Below are 23,544 nucleotides of genomic sequence, written 5' to 3' on the forward strand. Positions count from 1 at the left end.
CCGCCTGCCTTGTCTTTGGGTGCCCGTCCCCATTTCGGCTGCCCCGTTGGGGCATGATTCTTTCCGTCCGGGCAACCCAGGGCAGGCCTGGCCCTTTGGGCGGCGGCCTGCCCTGGGCTATATTCGGTAACGCTTTCAGCGTTGAAGAGGACAAGGAACAGGGAACGAAAGAACGCTTTGTCAGGAAGGGTAGACGGATCTTAGTGCGATTGCCCTGCCTCCCTGGGTTTACTCGGCGGGGCCGGAACAGGTACCATGCTGGGGGTCGGGCGGTTTCCAATTCACCACGGAGTATCAGGCCATGTCGAAGAGCATTTCCGGGATTTCCAGGCGCGGGTTCTTGGCGGGCGCAGCGGGCGCGGGCGCGCTGGCTGCGGCACCCCACACTGCGGAGGCCGCGACGGAGGCGAAACAGGGCAAACGCTACCAGGACGGCATCAGCCCGTGGCCGCTGACGCTGAACACGAGCACCATCCGGCCCACCCCGTTCAAGGACAAGATTGTCATCGCCGCCGAGGCGGGCTGGGACGCCATCGAGCCCTGGATCAACGAGCTGGAGCAGTATGAGGAGGAGGGCGGTGACCTGAAGGCGCTGGCCGCGGAGATCAAGGACCGGGGCCTTTTCGTGCCGAACATCATCGGCCTGTGGGACTGCATGCCGGCGACGCAGGAGGCCTGGGAGGCGTCGCTGCCCGCCACGCGCGAGCGGATGCGCCGGTCCGCCGCCGTCGGCTCGGAGTTTGTGGCGGCGATCCCCGCACCCGACCGGCCCGACTTCGACCTGCGCTGGGGCGCCGAGCGCTACCGCGACCTGATGAAGATCGGCCGGGACGACTACGGCATCAAGGTGGCCGTCGAGTTTGTCGGCTTCATGAAGGGCGTCTACCGCTTCGGCCAGGCCTGCGCCATCGCGCTGGACGCGGACGATCCGGCGGCCTGCATCATCATGGACACGTTTCACCTGTTCCGGGGCGGCTCGGGGTTCAGCGGCGTGAAGAAGGTCCGGGGCGACCTCCTCGCCCATTTCCACTGGAACGACGTGCCGGGCGACGTGCCCCGGGAGCAGCAGGGCGACGAGCACCGCCTGTACCCCGGCGACGGCATCCTGCCCCTGGGCCAGGGGCTGCGGGATCTGAAGGAAATCGGCTACACGCGCGCCCTCTCGCTGGAAATCTTCAAGCGCGACTACTGGGAGATGGACCCGAAGGCGGTGGCGGCGAAGGGCCTGGAGAAAATGCGCGCCTGCATCCAGGCGGCCGGGGTCTAGGCCCCCAACGGACCGCCGGGGAGACCGGGTCATGCAGAAAAGGCACCTGCTCGTGGTCGAGGACGACGAGGACATCCTGGAGCTCGTCGCGTACAACCTTGTCAAGGCGGGCTACCGCGTGACCCGGGCGGCCACGGGCCGCGAGGCCCTCGCCCGCGTGGCGGAGGAGCCGCCGGACCTGGTGGTCCTCGACCTGATGCTCCCCGAGACCGACGGCACCGAGGTGTGCCGGCGGCTCAAGGGGGACGCGGGCACCTCCGCCATCCCCGTGGTCATGCTGACGGCCAAGGGCGAGGAGTCGGACATCGTGGCCGGGCTGGAGCTGGGCGCCGACGACTACATCACCAAGCCCTTCAGCCCCAAGGTGCTGCTGGCGCGCATCCGCGCCGTCCTCCGCCGCAAGGAGAAGGGCGACGCCGGCGCCGACGCCGTGATCCGGGCCCACAATCTCGTGATCCACCCGGGGCGGCGCGAAGTGCTCCTTGACGGCGCGCCCGTGGACCTCACCTACACGGAGTTTTCGGTGCTCCATGTGCTCGCGCGGCGGCCCGGATGGGTCTTCACGCGCTACCAGATCGTGGACGCCGTGCGCGGCGGGGACTACGACGTGACGGACCGCTCGGTGGACGTGCAGATCGCCGGGCTCCGCAAGAAGCTCGGCGACGCGGGCGACCACATCCAGACGGTGCGCGGCGTCGGCTACCGGCTCAGGGCGTAGGGCGTGCGCCGCGGGTCCACCATAGGCCGCTTCATCTTCTCCGCCTTCCTCGTGGTGCTCCTCTCCGCGCTGGCCGCCATGACGGTCCTCACCTCCAAAACCGTCGAGCACCTCTACGCCGAGCGCATCCAGACGGGACTCCTGGCCCAGGCGGGACTCGCCCGCATGCTGTTTCCGGACACCGGCGGGCCGCCGGACACCGCCGCCGCCGCCGAACTCTGCGCCCGCGTGCGCGCCGAAACCGGCGCGCGGGTCACGCTGGTGCTGCCGTCCGGAGAGGCGCTGGCGGACACGGACCGCCCCCCGGAGGGCCTCGACAACCACGCGGACCGGCCGGAAATCCGGGGGGCCATGGAGAGCGGCGCGGGCGTCGCCCGGCGGCGGAGCGGCAGCCTGGGCGGCGAGACGATCTATGCCGCCGTGGCCGTGCCGCGGCCCCCGGCGATGCCGGCCGCCGTGCTGCGGCTGGCCGTGCCCGCCACGGAGATGCGCGCCGCCCTGGGACGGCTGCGCTTCTTCATCCTCGCCATCGGCGCCTCCGCCGCCCTGCTCGCCGTGCTCGCCAGCGCCCTCGTCGCCCGCCGGATCAGCGGCCCCCTCAACGCCGTCAAGGCCGGCATGCTCCGCTATGCCCAGGGCGACTTCAGCCGCCCCGTGCGCGTGTCGCGCCCCGGGGAGATCGCCTCCCTCTGCGAGGCCATGAACGCCATGGCCGCGCGCCTCGACGACCGCATCCGCACCGTGGTCAAGGAGCGCAACCAGCAGGAGGCCATCCTCTCCAGCATGGTCGAGGGCGTCATCGCCGTGGACACGGAGGGCCGCGTCGTCAGCCACAACGAGGCGGCGGTCCGCCTCACCGGCATCCCCCTCACCACGGGGCCCGACGCCCACCTCGCCCGCATCGCCCCGGGCAGCCCCCTGAGCCAGTTCGTCACCCAGATCCTCACCAGCCCCGCCCCGCGCGAGAGCGAGTTCGGCAGCCTCAGCCAGGGCGGCCGCATCCTCCAGGTCCACGGCAGCGTCCTGCGCGACGCCGCCGGCAGCCGCCTCGGCGCCGTGGTCGTCCTCAACGACGTCACCCGCCTGCGCCGCCTCGAGCAGGTCCGCCGCGACTTCGTGGCCAATGTCTCCCACGAGCTGCGCACCCCCGTCACCTCCATCAAGGGCTTTGTGGAGACCCTCCTCGACGGCGCGATCGGGGACCCGGAGGAGGCCCGCCGCTTCCTGGAGATCGTCGCAAAACAGTCCGACCGGCTCAACGCCATCCTCAACGACCTGCTCACCCTGTCCCGCATTGAGGGCGGCGAGGAGCGCGCCAGCATCGAGATGGAAACCGTCGCCCTGCGCGACATCCTGGAAAACGCCGTGCAACTCTGCGCAAAGAAGGCCGCCGCCAGGGAGGTCGCCGTGGAGCTCGACTGCGACCCCGTCCTGCGCGCCCGCGTCAACGCGCCCCTTCTGGAGCAGGCCGTCGCCAACCTCGTGGAAAACGCCGTCAAGTTCAGCCCCGCAGGAAGCCGCGTCACGGTCCGCGGCCAGGCGGGCGAGGAGATCGTCGTCCGCGTGGAGGACCAGGGATGCGGCATCGCGCCGGAGCACCTGCCCCGCCTCTTCGAGCGCTTCTACCGCGTGGACAAGGCCCGAAGCCGCAGTCTCGGCGGCACCGGCCTCGGCCTCGCCATCGCCAGCCACGTCGTCACCGCCCACGGCGGACGCGTCGGCGTCACCAGCACCCCCGGCGCCGGCAGCGTCTTCTCCCTGTATCTCCCCCCCGTTTCCGGGCCCCCCGCCCCGGGAAATGGTTGACGTCCCCCCCCGTCCATGTTATCATTAGACCATCGAATGCCAAGGTGAGAACCCACGGAGACTGCCGCCATGAGAAATTCCAGAAAATCAGGATTCACCCTGATCGAACTGCTCACGGTTATCGCCATCATCGCCATTCTGGCGGGCCTCACGATGACCGTGGGCCCCCGCCTGATCGAGCGCGCGAAAATCCGCCGGATGGACTCCGCCCTGCGGCAGGTCTCCATCGCCCTGACGGCCTATTTCGCGGACAACCAGAGCTACCCGCCCGCCTACGGTTATGTCAGCATTGCCAACAAGGACATGCAGACGCCGCCGTCGGACCCGACGCTGGAGGAGAAGTTCTACCACCTCCGCCCCTACCTGCTGCTGATGAAGTACCACGGGAACGAGGAGATGTACGACGAGTTCTCGGAGTCCTACGACACGGACCGCGACGGGGTCCTCAGCCCGCTGGAGTTCCTGCCCCGGGGCCGCAAGCTGCCCACGAACACCTGGGAGTTCGACGCCGGGCTGCCCCGCTACATGGGGGTGAACGACCCGGTGATGTCGGCGGAAATCCAGCGCCAGATGGACGCCGAAAACCGCCCCTTCGTGTACATCCCCGTGAACCGGGCGCAGTTCTCTCGGGCGCAGAAGTACTGGCTGAACCACGGGTCCTTCCTCGCGGACCGGTGGGACCCCTCGGACGCGGACTTCCCGAACATCACGTTCCCGCCGCCCAAGTACGACGCCTTCGTGCTCATCGGCATGGGCCCGGGCGGCAATTCCTTCGGTGTGCTGCCGAAGCCCCTGGGCGTGGCCGCGGAAACGGAGAACAACAACCGCAACCTCTATCACCTGCTGGCGCTGCGGGCCTATTTCCTGGCCACGCGCGACATGAACGCAAACGGCCTGCTCGACTTCGACTACACGGCGCGCACGCAGTCGGGCGAGGGCGAACTGACCTATGACTACAAGGGCGCCCCGGTCAACAACGACCTGCCCTGCGCCACGCCGCGCAGCTACGGCCCGTGGATTTACGTGGGCAAGTGACGGACGGATGAACTCCCTCACGCGGCTCGCGCTGACCCTCTGGCACCGGCGCAAGTTCGCCGCCCTGGGGCCCAACTGCGCCTTTCCGGCGCCGGACCTGCACGTGTCCGGCCATGTCGAGGTGGGCGCGCGCTGCCGCTTCCGCAACAATGTCACCCTGCGCGCCCACCCCGGCGCCAAGATCATCCTCGGCAACCGCTGCGGGTGCAGCTGGGGCTGCTTTGTCGAGGCGCGCGAGCTGGTCCAGTTCGGCAGTTACTGCGCCCCGGCGGAGCACTGCATCATCACCGACAGCCTGCTGACCCTCATGGGGAACACCACCCCCTGGCGCGACGCCGTGCCGGCGCCCCGCCCCGTCTTCATCGGCGACAACTGCTTCATCGGCAGCGGCTGCTTCATCGGCCCCGGCGTCACCGTCGGCGAGGGGGCCGTCATCGCCCACCACAGCGTGGTCCTGCGCAGCGTCGGCCCCTACGAGATCTGGGGCGGCGTGCCCGCGCGGAAAATCGGCCACCGCACCGAGGGCGTGCCCGAGGCCAAGCTCCGCGAGCTGGCCGAGCTCGTCGCCCGCCAGGGCCTCGGACGCGACCGCTACCTGGACGACTGACATGCGCGCCGTCACCTTCGACTTCTGGGGCACCCTCTTCCGCGACCACAACGGCGGCCGGCGGCACGAAATCCGCGCCGCCGCCCTCGCCGACGCCGCCGGGGTCGCCCCGGAGGACGCCTCGCGGACCCTGCACGCCGTCATGGCCGAGTTCTTCCGCCGCCACCTGGCCGACGCCCGCACCCTCACCCCCCGCGACGCCGTCGCCATGGCCGCCGAACTCCTCGGGAGGGAGGTGCCGGAGGACCGCGCGCCCGCGCTGGCCGAATGCTTCGCCACGGTGATCCTCGACCACCCCCCGGCGCCCGTGGAGGGCGCCCTCGACGCCGTGCGCGCGGCCGCCGCGCTCGGGCCCGTCGGCGTCATCTCCGACACGGGCATCACCCCGGGCCGCAGCCTGCGCGTGCTGCTGGAGCGGGAGGGGTTCACCCCCCATCTGCGCCGCCTCACCTTCTCCGACGAGATGGGCGTGGCCAAGCCCCACCCCGGCATGTTCACCCGCACCGCCGAGGCCCTCGGGGTGGACCCGTCGGACATCCTGCACCTGGGGGATTTGGAGCCGACGGACATCGCGGGAATCCACGGCGTGGGCGGAAAAGGGGGGCTCTTCACCGGCGTCAACGACGCCTACGCGGACCAGACCAGCGCGGAGCACGAGTTCGCAAGCTGGGCCGAATTCACCGCCTGGCTCCGGTGATCCGCCCCCCTCAGCGCAGACGGACCACGGGGATGCCGTTCGGCGCGTAAAGCTTGTCGCCCGAAATGGTCAGGGCCTCCCCGTAGTTCTTCCCCTGGAACATTGCGCTCACGTTGAGTTTCGCCCCGCTCACAGACCACGAGCCGGTCATCGTGTCCGTCCCCACGATCTGGCGCACCAGCGGGTTCGTCGCCACGGCCACCGCCGTGCCCCCGGCATTCATCGTCACCACCACCTTGATCCCCTTCTGGGGCTCCACCTCCCACACCGTGCCCGGCAGGTTGTCCGCATTAAGCAGCGGCGGCTCCAGCACGGTGGGCATGTCCACCTTCGGCGCGGGCCCCGCCATCCGCGCCACCTGCATGCCGACGGGGAACCCCAAAAACACCACCAGCGCGACCACCGCGCCGATCCACATTTTCTTGCTTCCGTCCACAGGCCAGATTCCCGAGCTCCCCTTGCATTTCCAGCCGGACACCGCGTCTCCACCCGCGCGCCCGGCGTTCATTAACAACGGACCCGCAGTATAGCACAGCCGAAGGGGGGGGAAGACTCCTCCAGACTCCAGACTCCGGACTCCAGACTTCAGTGCCAGCATCCCTTTTCCGGCCGGGGGGGGAAGACTCCTCCAGACTCCAGACTCCGGACTCCAGACTTCAGTGCCAGCGTCCCTTTTCAGGCCGGGGGGGGGACAGGGCAGTCGCACTAAAACTCCCCTCAAGAAACGCCTGCGGGCGGCATGAACGTCCCCAGGTGATGCGATTCCGTCTTTGTTGTCCCAACGGGACATCCCCATATAGCGCAGGCAGGCCGCCGCCCCTCCCCGCAGCCCCGGGTCCGCACAGCGCGCAGCGCCTTGGAGTGCGGCAGCTTGCTGCCGCCGTTCTTCGCGTGGGCTTGCCCGCGCGGGGGCACACGAGAAACGACCGTGTCCGCGCGCTTCCCCAAGGCACACGGGACGCCTGCGGTAGTGCGCCCGCGAGCGCATTTTGTCGGAGGGGTGCGAGTCCCCTCCAGGTAAACCTTCTCCGGCCTGTAGCCGACCGTAACTGCGCCGCAGTGATGCGGGGTGGGGAGCAACGGAAGGCGAACGGCCAGTCCGCAGGATGACGAACTCGATTCGGCGTGATGGACCGGCGAGCCCGCGATCGAAGGGCGAAGCCTGGAACACGCCGCGCACGCTGATGGGTAAGGTGTCAAAGCGATGCGCGGGGTCCATGGCGTGGTTGGAGGCGGAATGGCCGGAAGGCAGGATGCGTGAAGCGGGGAGACCTGTCCGGGTTGGGCGCGGCGTTCAGGGCGAGTGCCCGAAGCGCCGCACCGGGCAGGAGTCAGAGCGCCCATAGTAGCGATGAAGCGCCGCAACGGGCGTGGAGCGAAGGGGCGCAGGAAGATGGATTCGGAAAGGACACGCGGATGGAAGAGAAACCGCCGCCAGTGCCCGGGGAAACCGGGGCTAAACAAGGCGGAGAGGTCCGCGCCCGGTGGGCGTGGACGGAACCGTCCGTGTGGATGGACCGGATGCTGACGGCCCTCGAGACGGGGGTGAAAGGAGGCGTGTGGTTTAGTCTGATGGACAAGGTGTGGTCCCGCGCGAACCTGGAGTCGGCCTTCGCGAAAGTGCGGTCGAACCGGGGCGGCGCGGGGGTGGACCGGGTGACCGTGGCGATGTTCGGGGCGCGCCTGGAGGCGGAGTTGACCCGCCTTCAGGAGCAGCTTCGGACGGGCGCCTACGCGCCGCAGGCGGTCCGGCGGGTGTGGATACCCAAGGGGGACGGCGCCATGCGCCCTCTGGGCATCCCCACGGTGCGGGACCGGGTGGTGCAGACGGCGTTGCGCAACGTGCTGGAGCCGGTCTTCGAGCGGGAGTTTGCCGAGCACAGCTACGGCTTCCGTCCGGGCCGGGGCGCGAAAGACGCGCTCCGCCGGGTGGACACCCTGCTCAGGGGCGGCCACCGGCACGTGGTGGACGCGGACATCAAGGCGTATTTTGACAGCATCCCCAAGCAGGCCCTCATGGCGCGGGTGCGCGAACGGGTCTCGGACGGGCGGGTTCTGTCCCTGCTGGAGCAGTATCTGAGCCAGCCGGTGATGGAGCCGCTCAAGACGTGGACGCCGGACGCGGGCACGCCGCAGGGGGCGGTGATCAGCCCTCTGCTGGCCAACCTCTACCTCAACCCGCTGGACCACCTGATGGCCCGGTCGGGGGTGGAGATGGTGCGCTACGCGGACGACTTTGTGATGCTGTGCAGGAGCCGGGAGCAGGCGGAATCGGCCCTGGAGGCTGTCCGCGCGTGGATGGAAGAGGCGGGACTGACGCTTCATCCGGACAAGACGCGGGTGGTGTCCATGGACGAGGACGGCGGCCAGTTCGAGTTTCTGGGATACCGGTTTGTGCGGCGCAAAGGCCGTGACTACCGGTTTCCCCGCCCCAAGAGCGAGAAGAAGCTGCGGGACGCCCTGCGTCCTCTGACCCGTCGAAACAACGGCAGCAGCCTTGAGAAAATCATCGCCGACATCAACCGTCTGCTCCGGGGCTGGTATGAGTACTTCATGCACGCCCACCACACCGTGTTTCCGGAAATAGACGGCTGGGTCCGCATGCGCCTGCGCTCCATACTGCGCAAGCGTCACCGCGGCAAAGGCCGGGGCCGGGGACGCGACCACCAGAGATGGCCAAACGCCTACTTTGCCGGGCATGGGCTGTTCTGCCTGACGACAGCGCATGCACTGGCCGTTCAGTCCCCTACGGGGTAAGACCATCAACCGGAGACCCGTGTGCGGGAGATCCGCACGCACGGTTCGGAGGGAGGGGGGGCCGGACAACCGGCTCTCCCTACCCTATCCTCGGCGGGCGTCAGCGGCACGGCGGCGCGAAAATGTCCTAGTTCGCGCTGTTCACGCAGGAGAGGACGGGGCAGGGGGTCTTTCCCATCTTTTCCGCCCAGTGCCGGGTGCGGTCCAGATATCCTTCCGGCGGCAGGGCGCCGTAGTCCTCGTAGGGGACGCCCTCGACGGCCTTGGGGACGGCCGGCTCGATCTGGGTGCCCTCGTGCCACTCGTTGTAGGAGGTGATGGAGACGATGGCGGGGTTCAGGGCGAGGGCGGCGGCGAACATGCGGTCGTAATACGCGCCGTCCTCGCGGCTCCGCGTGTTCTCTGTGTTCCAGGGGCGGATGCGCTCGTCGTTGTAGCCCGGGCCGACGCTGGGGATGAAGAGCATGCTGTGGCGTTTGGCGAAGGCGTTCAGGACGGGCCAGTTCTTCGCCGTGGACCCGTAGGTGAACCCGTCGGTGGCGAAGTAGGTGTAGAAGCCGTCGAAGCCCGCGGCCTTCAGTTTGGGGCCGTCGTCCTTCTTGACCCACAGGCCGACGGCCCAGCAGTCCAGGGCCGTGCCGCGCACCGTGTCCGCGCCGTCCGGCGCGAAGACGGCAGCCCACTCCTCCGGCGGCGTAAGGTAGGAGTCGTAGAGGTAGACCATCGGGCGGCCTTCCCGGCGGTACAGCGCCGGATGCGCGCCGTAGGTGTCCGCCAGATACGCCAGCGCGGCGCGGGTCGTCTGGGCGTTGCGCCCGGGAAAGGGCTCCAGATGGACGCATATCTTCACGCCCGCCCTCTGCGCGGCGTCCAGCGCGACTTCCAGGGAGGCGTCGGAGGAGTCCTTAATTCCCCACCAGGTGACGGCGGCCACGCCCGCGCCCGCCCGGCGGATATCCTGCATCTGCCGCAGCGCGTCCTCCGGGTCCATGGAGCTGTACAGCCCCGCTTCGGGGTAGAAATTCGCGCCGATCTCGTCCGGCGGCCGGTGCCCCTTCCCGGTGCCGCCGCCCTGCAGCATCACCGGATGGTCCCAATGCGCCCAGGATCCGTCCGTGGCGGCGCTGCGGTACCAGGTGTAATGGAAGACGTGGACCGCGTCGGAGGGGGGCTCCGTGCCGGCCCCTGCGGGAAACGCCGTCCCCAACAGGAGAGGGAGTGTGAGGAGCGCCGCAATGCCCGCCGAACGTCTCATGCTGTCTGCCTCCGGGTGTTCCCCGCAATTCTACGATGCGCGGGGGGCGCGGCGCATCCGCGGCGCCCATGAAAGGGTGACAACGGCGCGGGGATGGCCTGTGCAGGTCAGCGGATAGACGCCGTGAACGGCGACGCATTTGGACGCGCCTCCAACTGCACGTTGTCCAGCCAGAAGCGGCCCGGCCCGACTCCGCCCCCCATGCCGATGCGAAACGTCTGGCCGTCTTCCGGGGCGTTGACACCGGGCTCTATGAACAGCTCGTAGTGCCCCCAGTCGGCGTTCTCTGCGACCTGGAACAGCGCCCTCTGGAATCCGGCACCCTGTGTGTCCTTCCCCTCAATCCACACGCGGAACACGGGGGACGCATCGGCATCGGCGATCTCCGTCTTTAGTAGAAAGGAAAGGGTGTATGCTCTGCGCGTCTCCAGGAAACAGGGACCGGGAGTGCCCAGCGGGGTGCGCACGGGCGCGAACCACACGGTTGACTTGTCGGACATTTCGAGGGAAGCCTCGCCGGGCAGGGTGACGCACAGGGACTCCCCGCGAAGGTGGGGTGTCCGAAGGGGGACGATTTTTCCGAATTCCGGAAGGGCGACGGCCTCCCGTCCATGCTCGAAGTCGCCGCCGTCCAGCATGTTCACGGTCCTTCTGCCAACGACCCACAGCGCGGACAGCTTCTCGCTGTGATGCAGGACGGCGGCGGTGCGGCCCATCTCCTCAAAGCCTGTTTTCCATTCGGTTTGGCCGTAGGTCAGCACCCAGACGGTGTTTTCCCCCGGCGCGGGCACCGCAGCCCGGAAATCGTCCACACTTTCGTATTCCCCCCACTTAAGGCCGAACCGGAGGGAGGGGCTGTTCCCCAGAAACTGCCCCAGGTAATACTGAAGGATTCTGTGCCAGCCCCAGCGCGTGCCGACTGTGACAATGGTGTCCCCGGGCCGGGCCTGATCCGCGATGGTGCGCGCGAGCGCCTTCTGGCCCAGGTCTGTCTGGTAGACGTGATGAACCTTCCCCTGGGAGAAGGTGAGGCTTCGGGACTCGTACAGGAAGAACGCGTAACCGGCGGCCAGCAAGACCGCGCCCGCTAACCTGGCCCCTCTTCCCGGCTTTCGGAGCATTCCGGCCAGGGCGGCCATGCCTGCGATCCCCGCCCCGGTGAGGATGGCATACGCGACGGCCTGGGCAATGAAATAGCGGGGGGAGCAGGGCTGCCTTGTGTAGATCAGGAGAAAGGGGACGTGGATTGCAAGGAGGGCCGCCATCAGGCAAGCGAGCAGCCGGTCCCTGGCAATGAGATAAAGAAGGCCCGCACACGCGAGGAGGAGGGAGACGAGGAAGAAGAGCGGCTCCCGTGCGCAGAGAAAGTTTGTCTTCAGGTACCTGTCCGTGTACAAAGGCAGGTTCAGACGGTGCGTCTTCGCTGCGGGGCGGGGAGGCTCGTCGTTGACCTGCCGGCCGTCCTCACCGTCCTGTCCGGGCGCGGCTTCGCCCAGAGAAAGGAGGGTGAAGACCCGGGTCATCCGGCCCGTGTCCGCGAGGAAGAAGACGGGGGCGAGGGCCGCGCCGGCCCCAAGGGCGGCCACAACGGAGAAAATGACGGACTGCCGCACCCGGCGAAGCGGCGGGATGCCTGGGCGGAACAGCAGCGCGGCCGCCCCCACGGGCGCGGCCGCCGCCAGCACAAGCGTGAAAGACAGGTGATTCGAGAGACCCAGCCAGGCTGCGGCGAACAGAAGCAGGAGGTTTGCGGCCCGCATCTTTTCCGCGCATCGCAGGACGGCGAACACGAGCAGGGCGCTTGAGAGCACCGCAACGGCATAGTACCGGCTTTCCTGGCTGCATCCGACATGCAGGGGAAGGGTGGCCAGGAAGAGCGATGACGCGAATGCGGGAAGAATCCCCAGCCGCCTGCGCAGACCAATGTACAGAACGGCGATGCCCGCCAGGCCGAAGACCAGATGGGGCATCCGCAGCAGGGTTTCGTTGGCGATGGCATCGGAGCGGAAGAACAGCAGCATCGTCTTGGCGGTGGCGGGCATGAAGGGGGTTGTGTTGTTCCGGAATATCTCCAAATAGCCCTTTTGCGCCCATCCCAGGGTGATCACCTCGTCCATCCAGGCCGGACGGCCCATCCCCGGCAATCGGAGGAGGAAGGCAAACACGAGCAGGGCGGAAACGAGCGCCGCCTCGACGGCCATGGCCGTGCGCGTGCCGGCGCCGCTCTTCTCATGTGTCATTCTGCAACGTCCTTTCCAACTGCACGCCTGTTCGGATGCCGGCCTGCGAAAACCCATGGCCGCAACAAAGAACGGCCTGCGGCCGCACGTTGCGATGGCAGAGCGCCACCGCAGACGCCCCAAGTCAGCCTATAGGCAACTCCTGGCACGGTGCAAATTTCCCCGCATCTCCGCCGCGCGGAACCATGCAGCAAGGGCGGCAGGTTCTCTCCCGGGCAGGAGACCGGACCAGACACTTTTCCCGTCCGCTTGCGCGCGCGCGCCGGATTGCGCATAATCTTCCCCGGGGGGAAGACCAACCATAGGAGAGCGCGCCGTGAAACAGCATCCCACCGTCCTTTGCTGCATCCTGCTTGCCGGAACCGTGGCTGCGCCGCTGTGCGCGTCGGCGGCGGACCTGCGGACGGAGAACGTGGTCTATGTGATGCTGGACGGGTTCCGCCACCAGGAGCTGTTCTCGGGGGCGGAGGAGCCCTTGATCCAGGGGGAGGGGGGCAACCTGGAACTGGCGCGGATGCGGTTCTGGCGGGCGACGCCGGAGGCGCGGCGCGAGGCCCTGATGCCGTTCTTCTGGAAGGTGGTGGCGAAGGAGGGGCAGGTGTTCGGCGATCAGGACCACGGCAGCATTGCGCAGGTGGCGAATCCGCACAAGTTCTCGTATCCGGGGTACAGCGAGACGCTGTGCGGCGTGGCGGACCCCGGGGTGGACAGCAACAAGAAAATCCACAACAAGAACCTGAACGTGCTGGAGTGGCTGCACGGCCAGAAGCCCTACGCGGGGCGGGTGGCGGCCTTCGGCGCGTGGGACCTGTTTCCCTACATCCTGAACCAGCCCCGGTCGGGCATGGTGGTGAACGCGGGCTACACGCCCTTCACGGAGGGCAAGGTCACCCCCACGATCGCCACGATCAACCGCCTCAAGGACGAGATGACCCGCTACTGGAAGGGCGAGCCCTTCGACGCGCTGCCCTATGAGACGGCGATGGAGTATCTCAAGACCCGCAAGCCCCGCGTGCTGTTCCTGTCCCTCGGCGAGACCGACGAGTGGGCGCACGACAACCGCTACGACCTGTACCTGGAGTCGGCCCGGCTGGCCGACGGCTACATCGAGACGCTGTGGAACACCCTCCAGTCCATGTCGAAGTACCGCGGGAAGACCACGCTGATGCTGTCCACGGACCACGGCCGCGGCCTGGGGCCGGACGGCTGGCAGGGCCACGGCAGGGACCTGCCCAACTCGGAGAACGTCTGGATGGCCTTTATGGGGCCCGACACCCCCGCCCTCGGCGTGCGCGCCGACACGGGCCGGGTCACGGCGGGCCAGATGGCCGCCACCCTGGCGGCCTTCCTGGGGAAGGATTACCTGTCGGCGGTGCCCGAAGCGGCCCCGCCGGTGGCCGGCGTCATCGCCGGAAAGAACTAGCAAAGGATCCGCACGATGAGTGAGACCCTGGAGGCGCTGGAGCGCCAACTGGACGACCGCGACCCCGCCGCGCGCCGGGACGCCCTGAACCGCCTCGCGGCGATGCTGCGCGCGGGGGAGGCCGCCGCCGCGCCGGAGCACGACGCGGTCAACATGCACTGCCACTCCACCTTCTCCTTCAACGGCTACGGCTATTCGCCGTCGGGGCTCGCGGCGCGGGGGCGCCTGCGCGGGCTGACCGCCATGGGGCTGGTGGACTTCGACGTGCTGGACGGCGTGGCGGAGTTTCTGGACGCGTGCGCGCTGCTGGGCATGCGCGGGGGCGCGGGGCTGGAGACGCGGGTGTACGTGCCGTCCTTTTCCGAGCGCGTGATCACCTCGCCGGGCGAGCCGGGCATCACCTACCACATGGGCATGGGCTTCACGGCCGGGCGCCCGGTGGCGGAGGCGGCGTGCCTTGCCGGGCTGAAGGAGACCGCCCAGCGGCGCACGCGCCAGCTCGTGGGGCGGGTGAACACCCTGCTGGACGACATCGCGCTGGACTACGACGCCGAGGTGATTCCCCTGACGCCGGCGGGCAACGCCACGGAGCGCCATGTCTGCGCGGCGTATTACGACAAGGCGGCGGCCGTGTTCCCCGACCGGGACCGGCGCGCGGCGTGGTGGGCGGGGAAGCTGGGGATGACCGTGGAGCAGATCGAAAAGTCGCTGGACAACCCGCCCGCGTTCCATGGCGTGATCCGGGCGAAGACCATGAAGGCCGGCGGGGTCGGCTATGTCTGCGAGAAGGGCGAGGCCTTTCCGCTGGGGGCGGACATCAACCGCTTCACGCTGGCGAACGGCGCGATCCCCACGATGACCTGGCTCGACGGCACCTCGGACGGCGAGCAGTGCATTGACGAGCTGCTGGACCTGATGACGGCGGAGGGCGTGGCGGCGGTGAACATCATCCCCGACCGCAACTGGAACCTGTCCGACCCGGAGGTCCGCCGGGTCAAGGTGGCCCATTTCCACGCCTTCGCCGAGAACGCGCGGCGGCGCAATCTGCCGGTGTTCGTGGGCACGGAGATGAACGCCCACGGCCAGAAGTTCGTGGACGACTTCAACGTGCCCGAGATGGCCCCCCTGCACGGGCTGTTCCTCGAGGGGGCCTTCGTGCTCCACGGGCACACGGTGCTGGAGGCGGCGGCGGGCATGGGCTTTGTCAGCGGGTGGGCGGCGCACCACCTGCCGGACGCCGGGGCGCGCAAGGCCTTCTACGCCGAGGCGGGCCGCCGCGCGCGGCCGGGCGTCCCCGTGAAGGGCCTGCGCCCGGAGGCGGATCCGGCGGAGGCGCTGCGCCTGCTGTCCTGACCGGCCGGCGCGGCGTGTGGTACCATTCGGGCAGCGAATCCCGGCGCCCGCAGCGCGCCGACAAGGGAAGAAGGGAGAGAAGTATGCGCGTTCTCCGAAATCTGCTGGCCCTGTCCGTGCTGGCGGCGATGGCCGCCTCCTGCAAGGTGGAGCCGCCGCCGCCCCCGCCGCCCCCGCCCACGGGGCCCCAGACCAAGGAGGAGGTGCTGGCGATGGTGCGGCCCATCATCGCCCCCATCCGCGCGTCCGTTGACACGGGCACCTTTCTGGGGATCCAGGAAAGCGCCACCATACTGCAGAATCTCCGCCAGGCCGTCATGGAGCACGGCGGCAAGGACTTCGGCCGCGAGGCCCTGCGCGAGGTCGGCTATGACATCGCCGAACTCGGCAAGGAGGCCAGCGCCGACGAGCGCTGGAAGCTGGCGCTGTTCTGCGTGGACGCCTTTGACACGCTCTCCATGGAAAGCGCCCTGCTGTCCCGGATCAGCGACCGGGCCGAGAAAATGCTGGAGCAGCCCACCGTGCGCGTGCGCGGTTTTCTGGAGGACGGGGTGGACAAGACCCTTTATGTCTTCATGGACATCGTGGACCGCCGCACCGGAGAGGTGAAAAAGGTGCAGGCCCGCGAGGGCGAGGAGTTCAACGGCCTGCGGATGCTCAAGGTGCTCGGCCGCAACAAGCAGGTGCGCTTCGAGTACATCAAGATTCCGGGGCTCATCTTCGACGTGGATTTCGAGCCGAACAACCCCTGATCCGGCGGCTTCCCCGGACCCGCCCGCAGCAAGGAGACCAAGATGACTGTTTCCCGCGCCGCAGCCCTGTCTTTTGCCGGCCTGTTCCTGTGCCTGTCCGCCTGCGTGTCCCCCGGGGACGCCCGTGCGGAGGACAAAACGGTCTCCGCCGATGTCGTTGTCTACGGCGGCACGGCCGGCGGCGCGGCGGCCGCCGTGCAGGCGCGGCGCATGGGAAAGACGGCGGTGCTCGTGGAGCCGGGCGCGCACATCGGCGGCCTCACCAGCGGCGGCCTCGGCGCCACGGACATCGGGAACAAGGGGGCCATCGGCGGCGTCTCCCGCGAGTTCTACCGCCGCGTGAGGGCGCACTACGAGACGCCGGAGGCGTGGACCCATGAGAAGCCTGGGGACTACCAAAACCCCCGGAAGACCCCGAACGAAGACGCCATGTGGACCTTTGAGCCGAAGGTGGCCGAGGCGATCCTGCGCGACATGCTCCGCGAGGCGGGGGTGGAGGTTGTCTGCGGCGAGCGCATGAGGCGCCCGGGCGGCGCGGTGAAAGAGGGCGCGCGGCTCACGGCGGTGGTCATGGAGAGCGGCCTCACGGTGCGGGGCCGGTGCTTCATTGACGCCACCTACGAGGGCGACCTGATGGCCGACGCCGGGGTGGACTTCACCGTGGGCCGCGAGGCCGGGGCGGACTACGGCGAGGACCTCAACGGCGTGCGCACGGCCCAGGCCAAATACCACCAGCTCATGCGCGGCATAGACCCCTGGCGCGTGAAGGGCGACCCGTCCAGCGGGCTCCTGCCCGGCATCCAGCCCGGCGGCCCCGGGGAGGAGGGGTCCGGCGACCGCCGCGTGCAGGCCTACAACTTCCGCATGTGCCTGACCGACCTTCCCGAAAACCGCCTGCCCTGGGCGAAGCCCGAAGGCTACGACCCCCTGCGCTACGAGGTGCTCCTGCGCAACTTCGAGGCCGGCGAGACCCGCGCCCCCTGGAACCCCATCCTCATGCCCAACCGCAAGACGGACGTGAACAACAATTTCGGGTTCTCCACCGACAACATCGGCATGAACTATGGCTGGCCCGGGGCGGACTACGCCGCGCGCGAGGCGATGTTCCAGGAGCACCTGCTGTACCAGCGCGGGCTCATGTGGACCCTCGCCAACGACCCGCGCGTGCCCGCGGACATCCGGGAAAAGGTCTCCCAGTGGGGCCCCTGCCGCGACGAGTTCCCCGAGCACGGCGGCTGGCCGCACCAGCTCTACGTGCGCGAGGCGCGCCGCATGCGGTCGGAGTACGTCATGACCCAGCACAACTGCCAGGGCCGGGAGACGGCCGACGACCCCGTCGGCCTGGCCGCCTACACCATGGACTCCCACCACGTCCAGCGCTACGTCACCGCCGACGGCGACGTGCAGAACGAGGGCGACGTGCAGGTCGGCAAGTTCCCGCCCTACCCGATTTCCTACAAGTCCCTGCGCCCGCGCCGGGCGGAATGCGAGAACCTCCTCGTGCCCGTGTGCCTGTCCGCCTCCCACATCGCCTACGGCTCCATCCGCATGGAGCCCGTGTTCATGGTCCTCGGCCAGTCCGCCGCCACGGCCGCCTGCCAGGCCCTCGACGCCGGCGTCCCCGTCCAGGACATAGACTACCCCGCCCTCCGCGCCCGCCTCGAACAGGACGGCCAAATCCTCGCCTGGAAGCCGTGACAGCCGGCAGATTCCCCGCGCACAAGAAGAGCGAACATGGATGAACAGGATGCGCAGGATTGTTTGTCTCATCCTGTCCATCCTGTTTATCCATGTTCCCTCTTCCTGGCCCCGGACAAGGCCAGCGAGACGCTGGCGGTACGGGGGTGGGCAGGCGGGGGCTGTTGCGTACCGCCGCCGTCCCGGCGGCCTTGTCTTCGGGCCTCGCGCCAGACCGGCGTCCGGAACGAAAGACGAGGCCAGCGGGACGCTGGCGGTACGGGGGGGAGAAGACAGGGCCAGCGGGACGCTGGCGGTACGGGGGCGGGCAGGCTGGGCTGTTGCGTAGCGCCGCCGTCCCGGCGGCCTTGTCTTCGGGCTCGCGCCAGACCGGTGCTTGGAAAGGAAGACAGGGCCAGCGGGACGCTGGCGGTACGGCCCGCTGTTGGCCCGAAAGTTGACATTTAATTGGGCGGCGTGCGATACTTCCGGCAATTCTGAATGGTGTGAAAGGGCGTTTCCGGTCAGTGGCGGGAGCGCGGGACGAGTCTAATGGGGCGTTTTTCAGGGTTGATGCCGCCCCAACCCCTCTCTCAGCACCTTCGGGGTTGCGGTGTATTTCCGCGTCGGGGTACGTGTTTTTCCGCTTTTGCCTTCCGGGTTCCCGGGGACACAGGGTTCCGGGCGGGGGGCAGGGGACGTTTGGCCAAAAGGACGACCCGGGTGATGGTAGCCCCGGGCGCAACGAAACAGTTCACGAAAGGAACAGAGCATCATGGCGACAAAGATCGGTATCAACGGGTTCGGGCGCATCGGCCGCAACGTTTTCAAGATCCTCATGAAGGATCCGGCCTTTGATGTGGTGAGCATCAACGACCTGACGGACGCCAAGACGCTGGCGCACCTGCTGAAGTATGACAGCGTGTTCGGCGTGTACGACGCGGAGGTCTCGCACACGGACGACGCGATCATCGTGAACGGCAAGGAAGTGAAGATCACGGCGATCAAGGACCCGGCGGAGATCGGGTGGGGCGCCCGGGGCGTGGAGATGGTGCTGGAGTCCACGGGCCGCTTCTCGACCAAGGCGGACTGCATGAAGCACATCGCGGGCGGCGCCAAGAAGGTGCTGCTGAGCGTGCCGCCGAAGGACGCGGTGGACGCGATCATCGTGGTCGGCGTGAACTGCGGGACGCTGAAGGCGACCGACCAGATCGTGTCGAACGCCTCGTGCACGACGAACTGCCTGGCCCCGGTCGCGAAGGTCCTCCACGAGGCCTTCGGGATCAAGCGCGGCATGATGAACACGATCCACGCGTACACGAACGACCAGGCCGTGCTGGACGTGCCCCACAAGGACCTGCGCCGCGCCCGCGCCGCCGCGAACGCGATCATCCCCACCACGACGGGCGCCGCGCGCGCCGTCGGCAAGGTGCTTCCGGAGCTTGCGGGCAAGCTGGACGGCTTCTCCATGCGCGTGCCGGTCATTGACGGCTCCGTGGTGGACCTGACGGTCGAGCTGAACAAGAACGTGACGAAGGAGGAGATCAACGCGGCGATGAAGGCGGCGTCCGAGGGCGCGCTGAAGGGCGTGCTGGCGTACTGCGCCGACCCGGTCGTGTCCCGCGACATCATCGGCAACCCGCACTCCAGCGTGTTCGACTCCCTGATGACGATGGTCATGGACGGGAACTTCGCCAAGGTCGTGTCGTGGTACGACAACGAGTTCGGCTACTCCAACCGCTGCGTGGACCTCTTCAAGAAGATGGCCTGAGCGGATTGCGCGTGAATTCCGGGGCCGCGCCGCAGGGCGCGGCCCCTTTCCAAAAACAGACCGGCCTTTGAACGACGGGTGAACGACATGACGATGAAGAAGTTGGGCATCGAGGATCTGGACCTTGCGGGCAAGACCGTGCTCATGCGCGTGGACTTCAACGTGCCGCAGCACGCGGACGGGACGGTGCGCGACGACATGCGCATCCGGGCCGCGCTGAAGAGCATCAACTACGTCCGCGACCACGGCGGGAAGCTGGTGCTCATGTCGCACCTGGGCCGCCCGAAGAAGGTGAAGGACGACCCGGCAAAGCTGGCGCTGCTGAGGATGGACCCCGTGGCGGACCACCTTCGGTCGCTGGTGGGCGGCAACGTGACGAAGCTGGACGAGGTGGCCGGGCCGGCCGTGGAGGCCGCCGTGGCCGCCATGCAGCCGGGCGACATCATCCTGCTGGAGAACACGCGCTTCCATCCGGGCGAGGAGAAGAACGACCCCGAACTGTCGCAGCAGCTGGCGAAGCTGGGCGACGTGTATGTGAGCGACGCGTTCGGCACGGTGCACCGGGCCCACGCGTCCACCGAGGGCGTGACGCGGTATGTCGCGCAGAGCGCGGCGGGCTTCCTTGTGGCGAAGGAGATGGAGTATTTCGGCAAGGTGCTCCAGTCGCCGGAGCGGCCGCTGGTGGCGATCCTGGGCGGCGCGAAGGTGTCGGACAAGATTTTGGTGATTGACAACCTGCTGAACCTGGTGGACACGCTGGTGATCGGCGGCGGCATGGCCTACACCTTCATGAAGGCGAAGGGCATGGAGATCGGGAACTCGCTGCTGGACAAGGACGGCGTCGAGGTGGCGGCGAAGGCGATGGAGAAGGCCGCGGCGCAGGGCGTGAAGCTGATGCTGCCGGTGGACTTCAAGATCGCGGACGCGTTCGACAACAGCGCGAACACGCAGATTGTGGCGGCGGACGCCATCCCGGCGGGGTGGGAGGGCCTCGACATCGGCCCCGAGACCGTCAGGCTGTTCACGGACGAGGTCAACCGCGCGGCCATGATCGTGTGGAACGGCCCCGTGGGCGTGTTTGAGATGCCGAATTTCGCCGTGGGCACGCGCGCCCTGGCGGACGCCATGGCGTCGTGCAGGGGCGTGACGATCATCGGCGGCGGCGACACGGCCGCGGCGGTGATCCAGTTCGGCCTGGCCGACAGGATGTCCCACGTGTCCACCGGCGGCGGCGCGTCGCTGGAGATGCTTGAGGGCAAGGAGCTTCCGGGCCTGGTGGCCCTGACGGACAAACCGGGCGGCTGCGGCTGCTGCTGCTGCGGCGGCTGAGCGCCCGAAAACCCCTACCCGCGGCCCGGCCGTTCGACACACCGACGGCGCGCCTGGCCCCGGGCGAACCAGAAGGAAAAGGTGAAGAAGATGCCCCTGACGAAAGAGAAGAAAGAGGAACTGATCAAGAAGTACGGCAAGGCCGAGGGCGACACGGGCTCGCCGGAGGTGCAGGCGGCGCTCCTGACGGAGCGCATCCTCCACCTGACCGAGCATTCCAAGGCCCACCCCAAGGACCATGCCACGCGGCGCGGCCTGCTGAAGCTGGTCGGACGCCGCCGCCACCTGCTGGACTACGTCCGCAAGTGCGACGTCGAGCGGTACCGCGAGCTGGTGAAGGCGCTGGGCCTGCGCAAGTGACCACGGCGCCCGGGGCGGCACCGCCGCCCCGGGCGTTTTCCGGAACCCTCCGGCGCCCCCCGCGAAACGCGCGGGAACGGGGCCCCGGACACCGGCATCCGGACAGGAAAGAAGAAGAGAGAGAAAAAACAATGACATTATGGAACCCCATGCATGCTGTTCCATTGTCAAGGGAGCAACAGCGAACATGGTAGAACGCATTTCAGTGATGGTCGGCTCCGATTCCGTCGAATTCGAGACCGGCCGAATCGCCAAACAGGCGCACGGCGCCGTCATCTGCCGGAGCGGCGACACGATGGTCCTTTCGGCCGTCGTGGTGGCGCCCGAATCCAAACCGGGGCAGGATTTCTTCCCCATGACCGTGGACTACCGGGAGAAGTTTTACTCGGTGGGCCAGATTCCGGGGAACTTCTTCCGGCGCGAGGCGCGCCCCTCGGAGCGTGAGATCCTCGTGTGCCGCCTGACGGACCGCCCCCTGCGGCCCCTCTTCCCCAAGGGCTTCACCAACGAGACCCTGGTCTGCCAGACGGTCCTGTCGGCGGACAACCTCCACAACCCCGACGTGCTGTCCATCAACGCGGCGTCGGCGGCCCTGCACATCTCCAAAATCCCCCTTTCCGAGCCCATCGGCGCCGTGCGCGTCGGGTGCGTCGAGGGGGAGTTTGTCGTGAACCCGCCCATGGACCAGATGCCCGCCAGCACCCTCGACATCGTTGTCGCGGGCACCGCGGGGGCCCTGTGCATGGTCGAGGGCCTGGCGAAGGAGGTCTCAGAGGGCGTGATGGCCGACGCGCTTGAGTTTGCCCACGGCCACATCAGGAACATCGTGGCGGCGATCGAGGAGCTGCGCACCCGCGTCGGCGTCGAGAAGATGGTTTTCACGCCGCCCGTGGTTGAGGAGGAGGTGGTGGCGGACGTCGCCGCCCTCGCCGAGGCGCGCCTCAAGGAGGCCCTGGCCATCCGCGAGAAGATCCTGCGCCTCGACACGATTGACGCCGTGAAGGCGGAGACCCTTGCGGCCCTCCAGGCAAAGTACGGCGAGGAGCTGTACGCGGCGCGGGAGGCCGGCATCGGCGCGGCCTTCTCCGACCTGAAGAAGCGCACCATGCGCGGCGCGGTCATCGAGACCAGCGTGCGCATGGACGGCCGCCGGCTGGACGAGGTGCGCCCCATCACCATCGAGGTGGGGGTGCTGCCCCGGGCCCACGGCTCCGCGCTGTTCACGCGCGGCGAGACGCAGGCGCTTGTGGCGACCACGCTGGGCACGAGCCGCGACGAGATGCGGCTGGACGAGCTCACGGGCGACAGCTTCCAGCGCTTTTTCCTGCACTATAACTTCCCGTCCTGGTCGGTCGGCGAGGTGCGCCGGATCACCGGCCCGGGCCGCCGCGAGGTGGGCCACGGCAAGCTGGCCGAGCGGGCGCTCCAGTCGGTCATGACCTTCCTGGAGGAGGGCGAGAACGCCCCGGCCCCCGAGGACGACTTCCCCTACACCCTGCGCATCGTGTCCGAGGTGACCGAGAGCAACGGCTCCAGCTCCATGGCCACGGTGTGCGGCGGGTCGCTCAGCCTGATGGACGCCGGCGTGCCGGTGTCGGCCCCGGTGGCGGGCATCGCCATGGGGATGATCAAGGAGGGTGACGAGATCCGCATCCTGTCCGACATCCTGGGCGACGAGGACCACCTCGGCGACATGGACTTCAAGGTGTGCGGCACGGCGAAGGGCATCACGGCGTTCCAGATGGACACCAAGGTGAAGGGCCTCTCGCGCGACGTGATGGAGCGGGCGCTGGCGCAGGCCCGCGCGGGCCGCGACCACATCCTGGGCAAGATGAACGAGGCGCTCGACAAGCCGCGCTCCGACATCTCCCCGTACGCGCCGCGGATATACACCATCACGATTGATCCGGACAAGATCCGCGAGGTGATTGGACCCGGCGGCAAGGTCATCCGCGAGATCCAGAGCGCCAGCGGCGCCGAGATCGAGATCGAGGACGACGGGCGGATCCATGTGGCGGCCGTGGACAAGGCCAGCGCCGACGCGGCCATCGAGATGATCCGCGGGATCGTCGCCGAGGTCGAGGTCGGGAAGATCTACCACGGCACCATCACGCGCCTCATGAACTTCGGCGCCTTCTGCTCCGTCTTCGGAAACAAGGAGGGCCTGATCCACATCTCCGAGATGGCCCCGCACCGCGTCAACGAGGTCACCGACGTGCTCAACGTCGGCGACGAGGTGGACGTGAAGGTCATCGAGATTGACAAGATGGGCCGCGTCAACCTGTCCAAGCTGGCGGCGGACATCGAACTCGGCCGGGTGGACCCGTCCGAGGTCGAGAACCGCGGCGGCGGCGACCGGGGCGGCGACCGCGGCGGACGCGGCGGCGACCGGGACCGCGGCGGGCGCGGCGGTGACCGCGGGCGCGGCGGTGACCGCGGCGGACGCGGCGGCGACCGCGGCGGACGCGGGGGGGACCGCAGGCGGTAAGCCTGGAGA

General features: G+C 68.5%; 18 protein-coding genes. 15 read left to right on the top strand and 3 right to left on the bottom strand.

Features of this window, described 5'->3' with window-relative positions:
- Positions 1 to 301 precede the first annotated feature (301 nt).
- From GXY15_16115 to GXY15_16140, 6 genes are all read left to right on the top strand, one after another.
- Positions 302 to 1,267 (top strand): sugar phosphate isomerase/epimerase, encoded by a 966-nt coding sequence (locus GXY15_16115; protein NLV42737.1) that lies wholly within the window; start codon positions 302 to 304, stop codon positions 1,265 to 1,267.
- 31 nt (positions 1,268 to 1,298) lie between these two features.
- Positions 1,299 to 1,985 carry a response regulator gene (locus GXY15_16120; protein ID NLV42738.1) on the top strand — a complete coding sequence of 229 codons (687 nt, stop codon included), beginning with the start codon at positions 1,299 to 1,301 and terminating at the stop codon, positions 1,983 to 1,985.
- Positions 1,986 to 1,988: 3 nt separating this feature from the next.
- Entirely contained in the window at positions 1,989 to 3,791 is a 1,803-nt protein-coding gene (locus GXY15_16125) for a HAMP domain-containing protein (protein ID NLV42739.1), read from the top strand.
- Positions 3,792 to 3,860: 69 nt separating this feature from the next.
- Positions 3,861 to 4,826, top strand: coding sequence for a type II secretion system protein (locus GXY15_16130; protein NLV42740.1), 966 nt, complete (start codon positions 3,861 to 3,863; stop codon positions 4,824 to 4,826).
- A gap of 7 nt (positions 4,827 to 4,833) precedes the next feature.
- Positions 4,834 to 5,433 (top strand): acyltransferase, encoded by a 600-nt coding sequence (locus GXY15_16135; GenBank protein NLV42741.1) that lies wholly within the window; start codon positions 4,834 to 4,836, stop codon positions 5,431 to 5,433.
- 1 nt (position 5,434) lies between these two features.
- Positions 5,435 to 6,130, top strand: a complete 696-nt coding sequence (locus GXY15_16140) for an HAD family hydrolase (protein NLV42742.1) — start codon at positions 5,435 to 5,437, stop codon at positions 6,128 to 6,130.
- A gap of 10 nt (positions 6,131 to 6,140) precedes the next feature.
- Here the strand turns inward: GXY15_16140 and GXY15_16145 are convergent, their stop codons facing one another.
- Positions 6,141 to 6,566 carry a hypothetical protein gene (locus GXY15_16145; GenBank protein NLV42743.1) on the bottom strand — a complete coding sequence of 142 codons (426 nt, stop codon included), beginning with the start codon at positions 6,564 to 6,566 and terminating at the stop codon, positions 6,141 to 6,143.
- Positions 6,567 to 7,546: 980 nt separating this feature from the next.
- Between GXY15_16145 and ltrA the strand changes: the two genes are divergently transcribed.
- Positions 7,547 to 8,887: a group II intron reverse transcriptase/maturase gene (gene ltrA, locus GXY15_16150; protein NLV42744.1), complete on the top strand. Its 1,341-nt coding sequence runs from the start codon at positions 7,547 to 7,549 to the stop codon at positions 8,885 to 8,887.
- A gap of 127 nt (positions 8,888 to 9,014) precedes the next feature.
- Here ltrA and GXY15_16155 read toward each other — a convergent pair whose 3' ends face one another.
- Both GXY15_16155 and GXY15_16160 read right to left on the bottom strand, forming a co-directional pair.
- Positions 9,015 to 10,142 carry an alpha-mannosidase gene (locus GXY15_16155; protein ID NLV42745.1) on the bottom strand — a complete coding sequence of 376 codons (1,128 nt, stop codon included), beginning with the start codon at positions 10,140 to 10,142 and terminating at the stop codon, positions 9,015 to 9,017.
- A 107-nt stretch (positions 10,143 to 10,249) separates the two neighbouring features.
- Positions 10,250 to 12,382 carry a hypothetical protein gene (locus tag GXY15_16160; protein ID NLV42746.1) on the bottom strand — a complete coding sequence of 711 codons (2,133 nt, stop codon included), beginning with the start codon at positions 12,380 to 12,382 and terminating at the stop codon, positions 10,250 to 10,252.
- 346 nt (positions 12,383 to 12,728) lie between these two features.
- Between GXY15_16160 and GXY15_16165 the strand changes: the two genes are divergently transcribed.
- The 8 genes from GXY15_16165 (at position 12,729) to pnp (ending at position 23,535) form a co-directional block, all read left to right on the top strand.
- Entirely contained in the window at positions 12,729 to 13,805 is a 1,077-nt protein-coding gene (locus GXY15_16165) for an LTA synthase family protein (protein ID NLV42747.1), read from the top strand.
- Between the two features lie 15 nt (positions 13,806 to 13,820).
- Positions 13,821 to 15,158, top strand: coding sequence for a hypothetical protein (locus GXY15_16170; GenBank protein NLV42748.1), 1,338 nt, complete (start codon positions 13,821 to 13,823; stop codon positions 15,156 to 15,158).
- An 83-nt stretch (positions 15,159 to 15,241) separates the two neighbouring features.
- Positions 15,242 to 15,910 carry a hypothetical protein gene (locus GXY15_16175; GenBank protein ID NLV42749.1) on the top strand — a complete coding sequence of 223 codons (669 nt, stop codon included), beginning with the start codon at positions 15,242 to 15,244 and terminating at the stop codon, positions 15,908 to 15,910.
- A 42-nt stretch (positions 15,911 to 15,952) separates the two neighbouring features.
- The gene (locus GXY15_16180; GenBank protein NLV42750.1) at positions 15,953 to 17,608 is read left to right on the top strand and encodes an FAD-dependent oxidoreductase; all 1,656 of its coding nucleotides are present in this window, start codon (positions 15,953 to 15,955) and stop codon (positions 17,606 to 17,608) included.
- A gap of 754 nt (positions 17,609 to 18,362) precedes the next feature.
- Positions 18,363 to 19,358 carry a type I glyceraldehyde-3-phosphate dehydrogenase gene (gene gap, locus GXY15_16185; protein ID NLV42751.1) on the top strand — a complete coding sequence of 332 codons (996 nt, stop codon included), beginning with the start codon at positions 18,363 to 18,365 and terminating at the stop codon, positions 19,356 to 19,358.
- A gap of 93 nt (positions 19,359 to 19,451) precedes the next feature.
- Positions 19,452 to 20,687, top strand: a complete 1,236-nt coding sequence (locus GXY15_16190; protein ID NLV42752.1) for a phosphoglycerate kinase — start codon at positions 19,452 to 19,454, stop codon at positions 20,685 to 20,687.
- A 90-nt stretch (positions 20,688 to 20,777) separates the two neighbouring features.
- On the top strand, positions 20,778 to 21,047 hold the full coding sequence (rpsO, locus tag GXY15_16195; GenBank protein ID NLV42753.1) for a 30S ribosomal protein S15: 270 nt from the start codon (positions 20,778 to 20,780) through the stop codon (positions 21,045 to 21,047).
- A 187-nt stretch (positions 21,048 to 21,234) separates the two neighbouring features.
- A complete protein-coding gene (pnp, locus tag GXY15_16200) occupies positions 21,235 to 23,535 on the top strand; it encodes a polyribonucleotide nucleotidyltransferase (protein NLV42754.1) in 2,301 nt (766 codons plus the stop codon).
- Positions 23,536 to 23,544: the final 9 nt, after the last annotated feature.

It is taken from the genome of Candidatus Hydrogenedentota bacterium (assembly GCA_012730045.1).
In the GTDB taxonomy this organism is placed as follows: domain Bacteria; phylum Hydrogenedentota; class Hydrogenedentia; order Hydrogenedentales; family CAITNO01; genus JAAYBR01.

What these genes read in the sequence shown, in the direction of transcription:
- GXY15_16170 (NLV42748.1), top strand. Translation starts at nt 13,821, where the DNA reads ATGAGTGAGACCCTGGAGGCGCTGGAGCGCCAACTGGACGACCGCGAC.
- GXY15_16175 (NLV42749.1), top strand. Translation starts at nt 15,242, where the DNA reads ATGCGCGTTCTCCGAAATCTGCTGGCCCTGTCCGTGCTGGCGGCGATG.
- rpsO (NLV42753.1), top strand. Translation starts at nt 20,778, where the DNA reads ATGCCCCTGACGAAAGAGAAGAAAGAGGAACTGATCAAGAAGTACGGC.
- GXY15_16130 (NLV42740.1), top strand. Translation starts at nt 3,861, where the DNA reads ATGAGAAATTCCAGAAAATCAGGATTCACCCTGATCGAACTGCTCACG.
- GXY15_16190 (NLV42752.1), top strand. Translation starts at nt 19,452, where the DNA reads ATGAAGAAGTTGGGCATCGAGGATCTGGACCTTGCGGGCAAGACCGTG.
- GXY15_16160 (NLV42746.1), bottom strand. Translation starts at nt 12,382, where the DNA reads ATGACACATGAGAAGAGCGGCGCCGGCACGCGCACGGCCATGGCCGTC.
- GXY15_16140 (NLV42742.1), top strand. Translation starts at nt 5,435, where the DNA reads ATGCGCGCCGTCACCTTCGACTTCTGGGGCACCCTCTTCCGCGACCAC.
- GXY15_16120 (NLV42738.1), top strand. Translation starts at nt 1,299, where the DNA reads ATGCAGAAAAGGCACCTGCTCGTGGTCGAGGACGACGAGGACATCCTG.
- pnp (NLV42754.1), top strand. Translation starts at nt 21,235, where the DNA reads ATGGTAGAACGCATTTCAGTGATGGTCGGCTCCGATTCCGTCGAATTC.
- ltrA (NLV42744.1), top strand. Translation starts at nt 7,547, where the DNA reads ATGGAAGAGAAACCGCCGCCAGTGCCCGGGGAAACCGGGGCTAAACAA.
- GXY15_16135 (NLV42741.1), top strand. Translation starts at nt 4,834, where the DNA reads ATGAACTCCCTCACGCGGCTCGCGCTGACCCTCTGGCACCGGCGCAAG.
- GXY15_16155 (NLV42745.1), bottom strand. Translation starts at nt 10,142, where the DNA reads ATGAGACGTTCGGCGGGCATTGCGGCGCTCCTCACACTCCCTCTCCTG.
- GXY15_16180 (NLV42750.1), top strand. Translation starts at nt 15,953, where the DNA reads ATGACTGTTTCCCGCGCCGCAGCCCTGTCTTTTGCCGGCCTGTTCCTG.
- GXY15_16115 (NLV42737.1), top strand. Translation starts at nt 302, where the DNA reads ATGTCGAAGAGCATTTCCGGGATTTCCAGGCGCGGGTTCTTGGCGGGC.
- gap (NLV42751.1), top strand. Translation starts at nt 18,363, where the DNA reads ATGGCGACAAAGATCGGTATCAACGGGTTCGGGCGCATCGGCCGCAAC.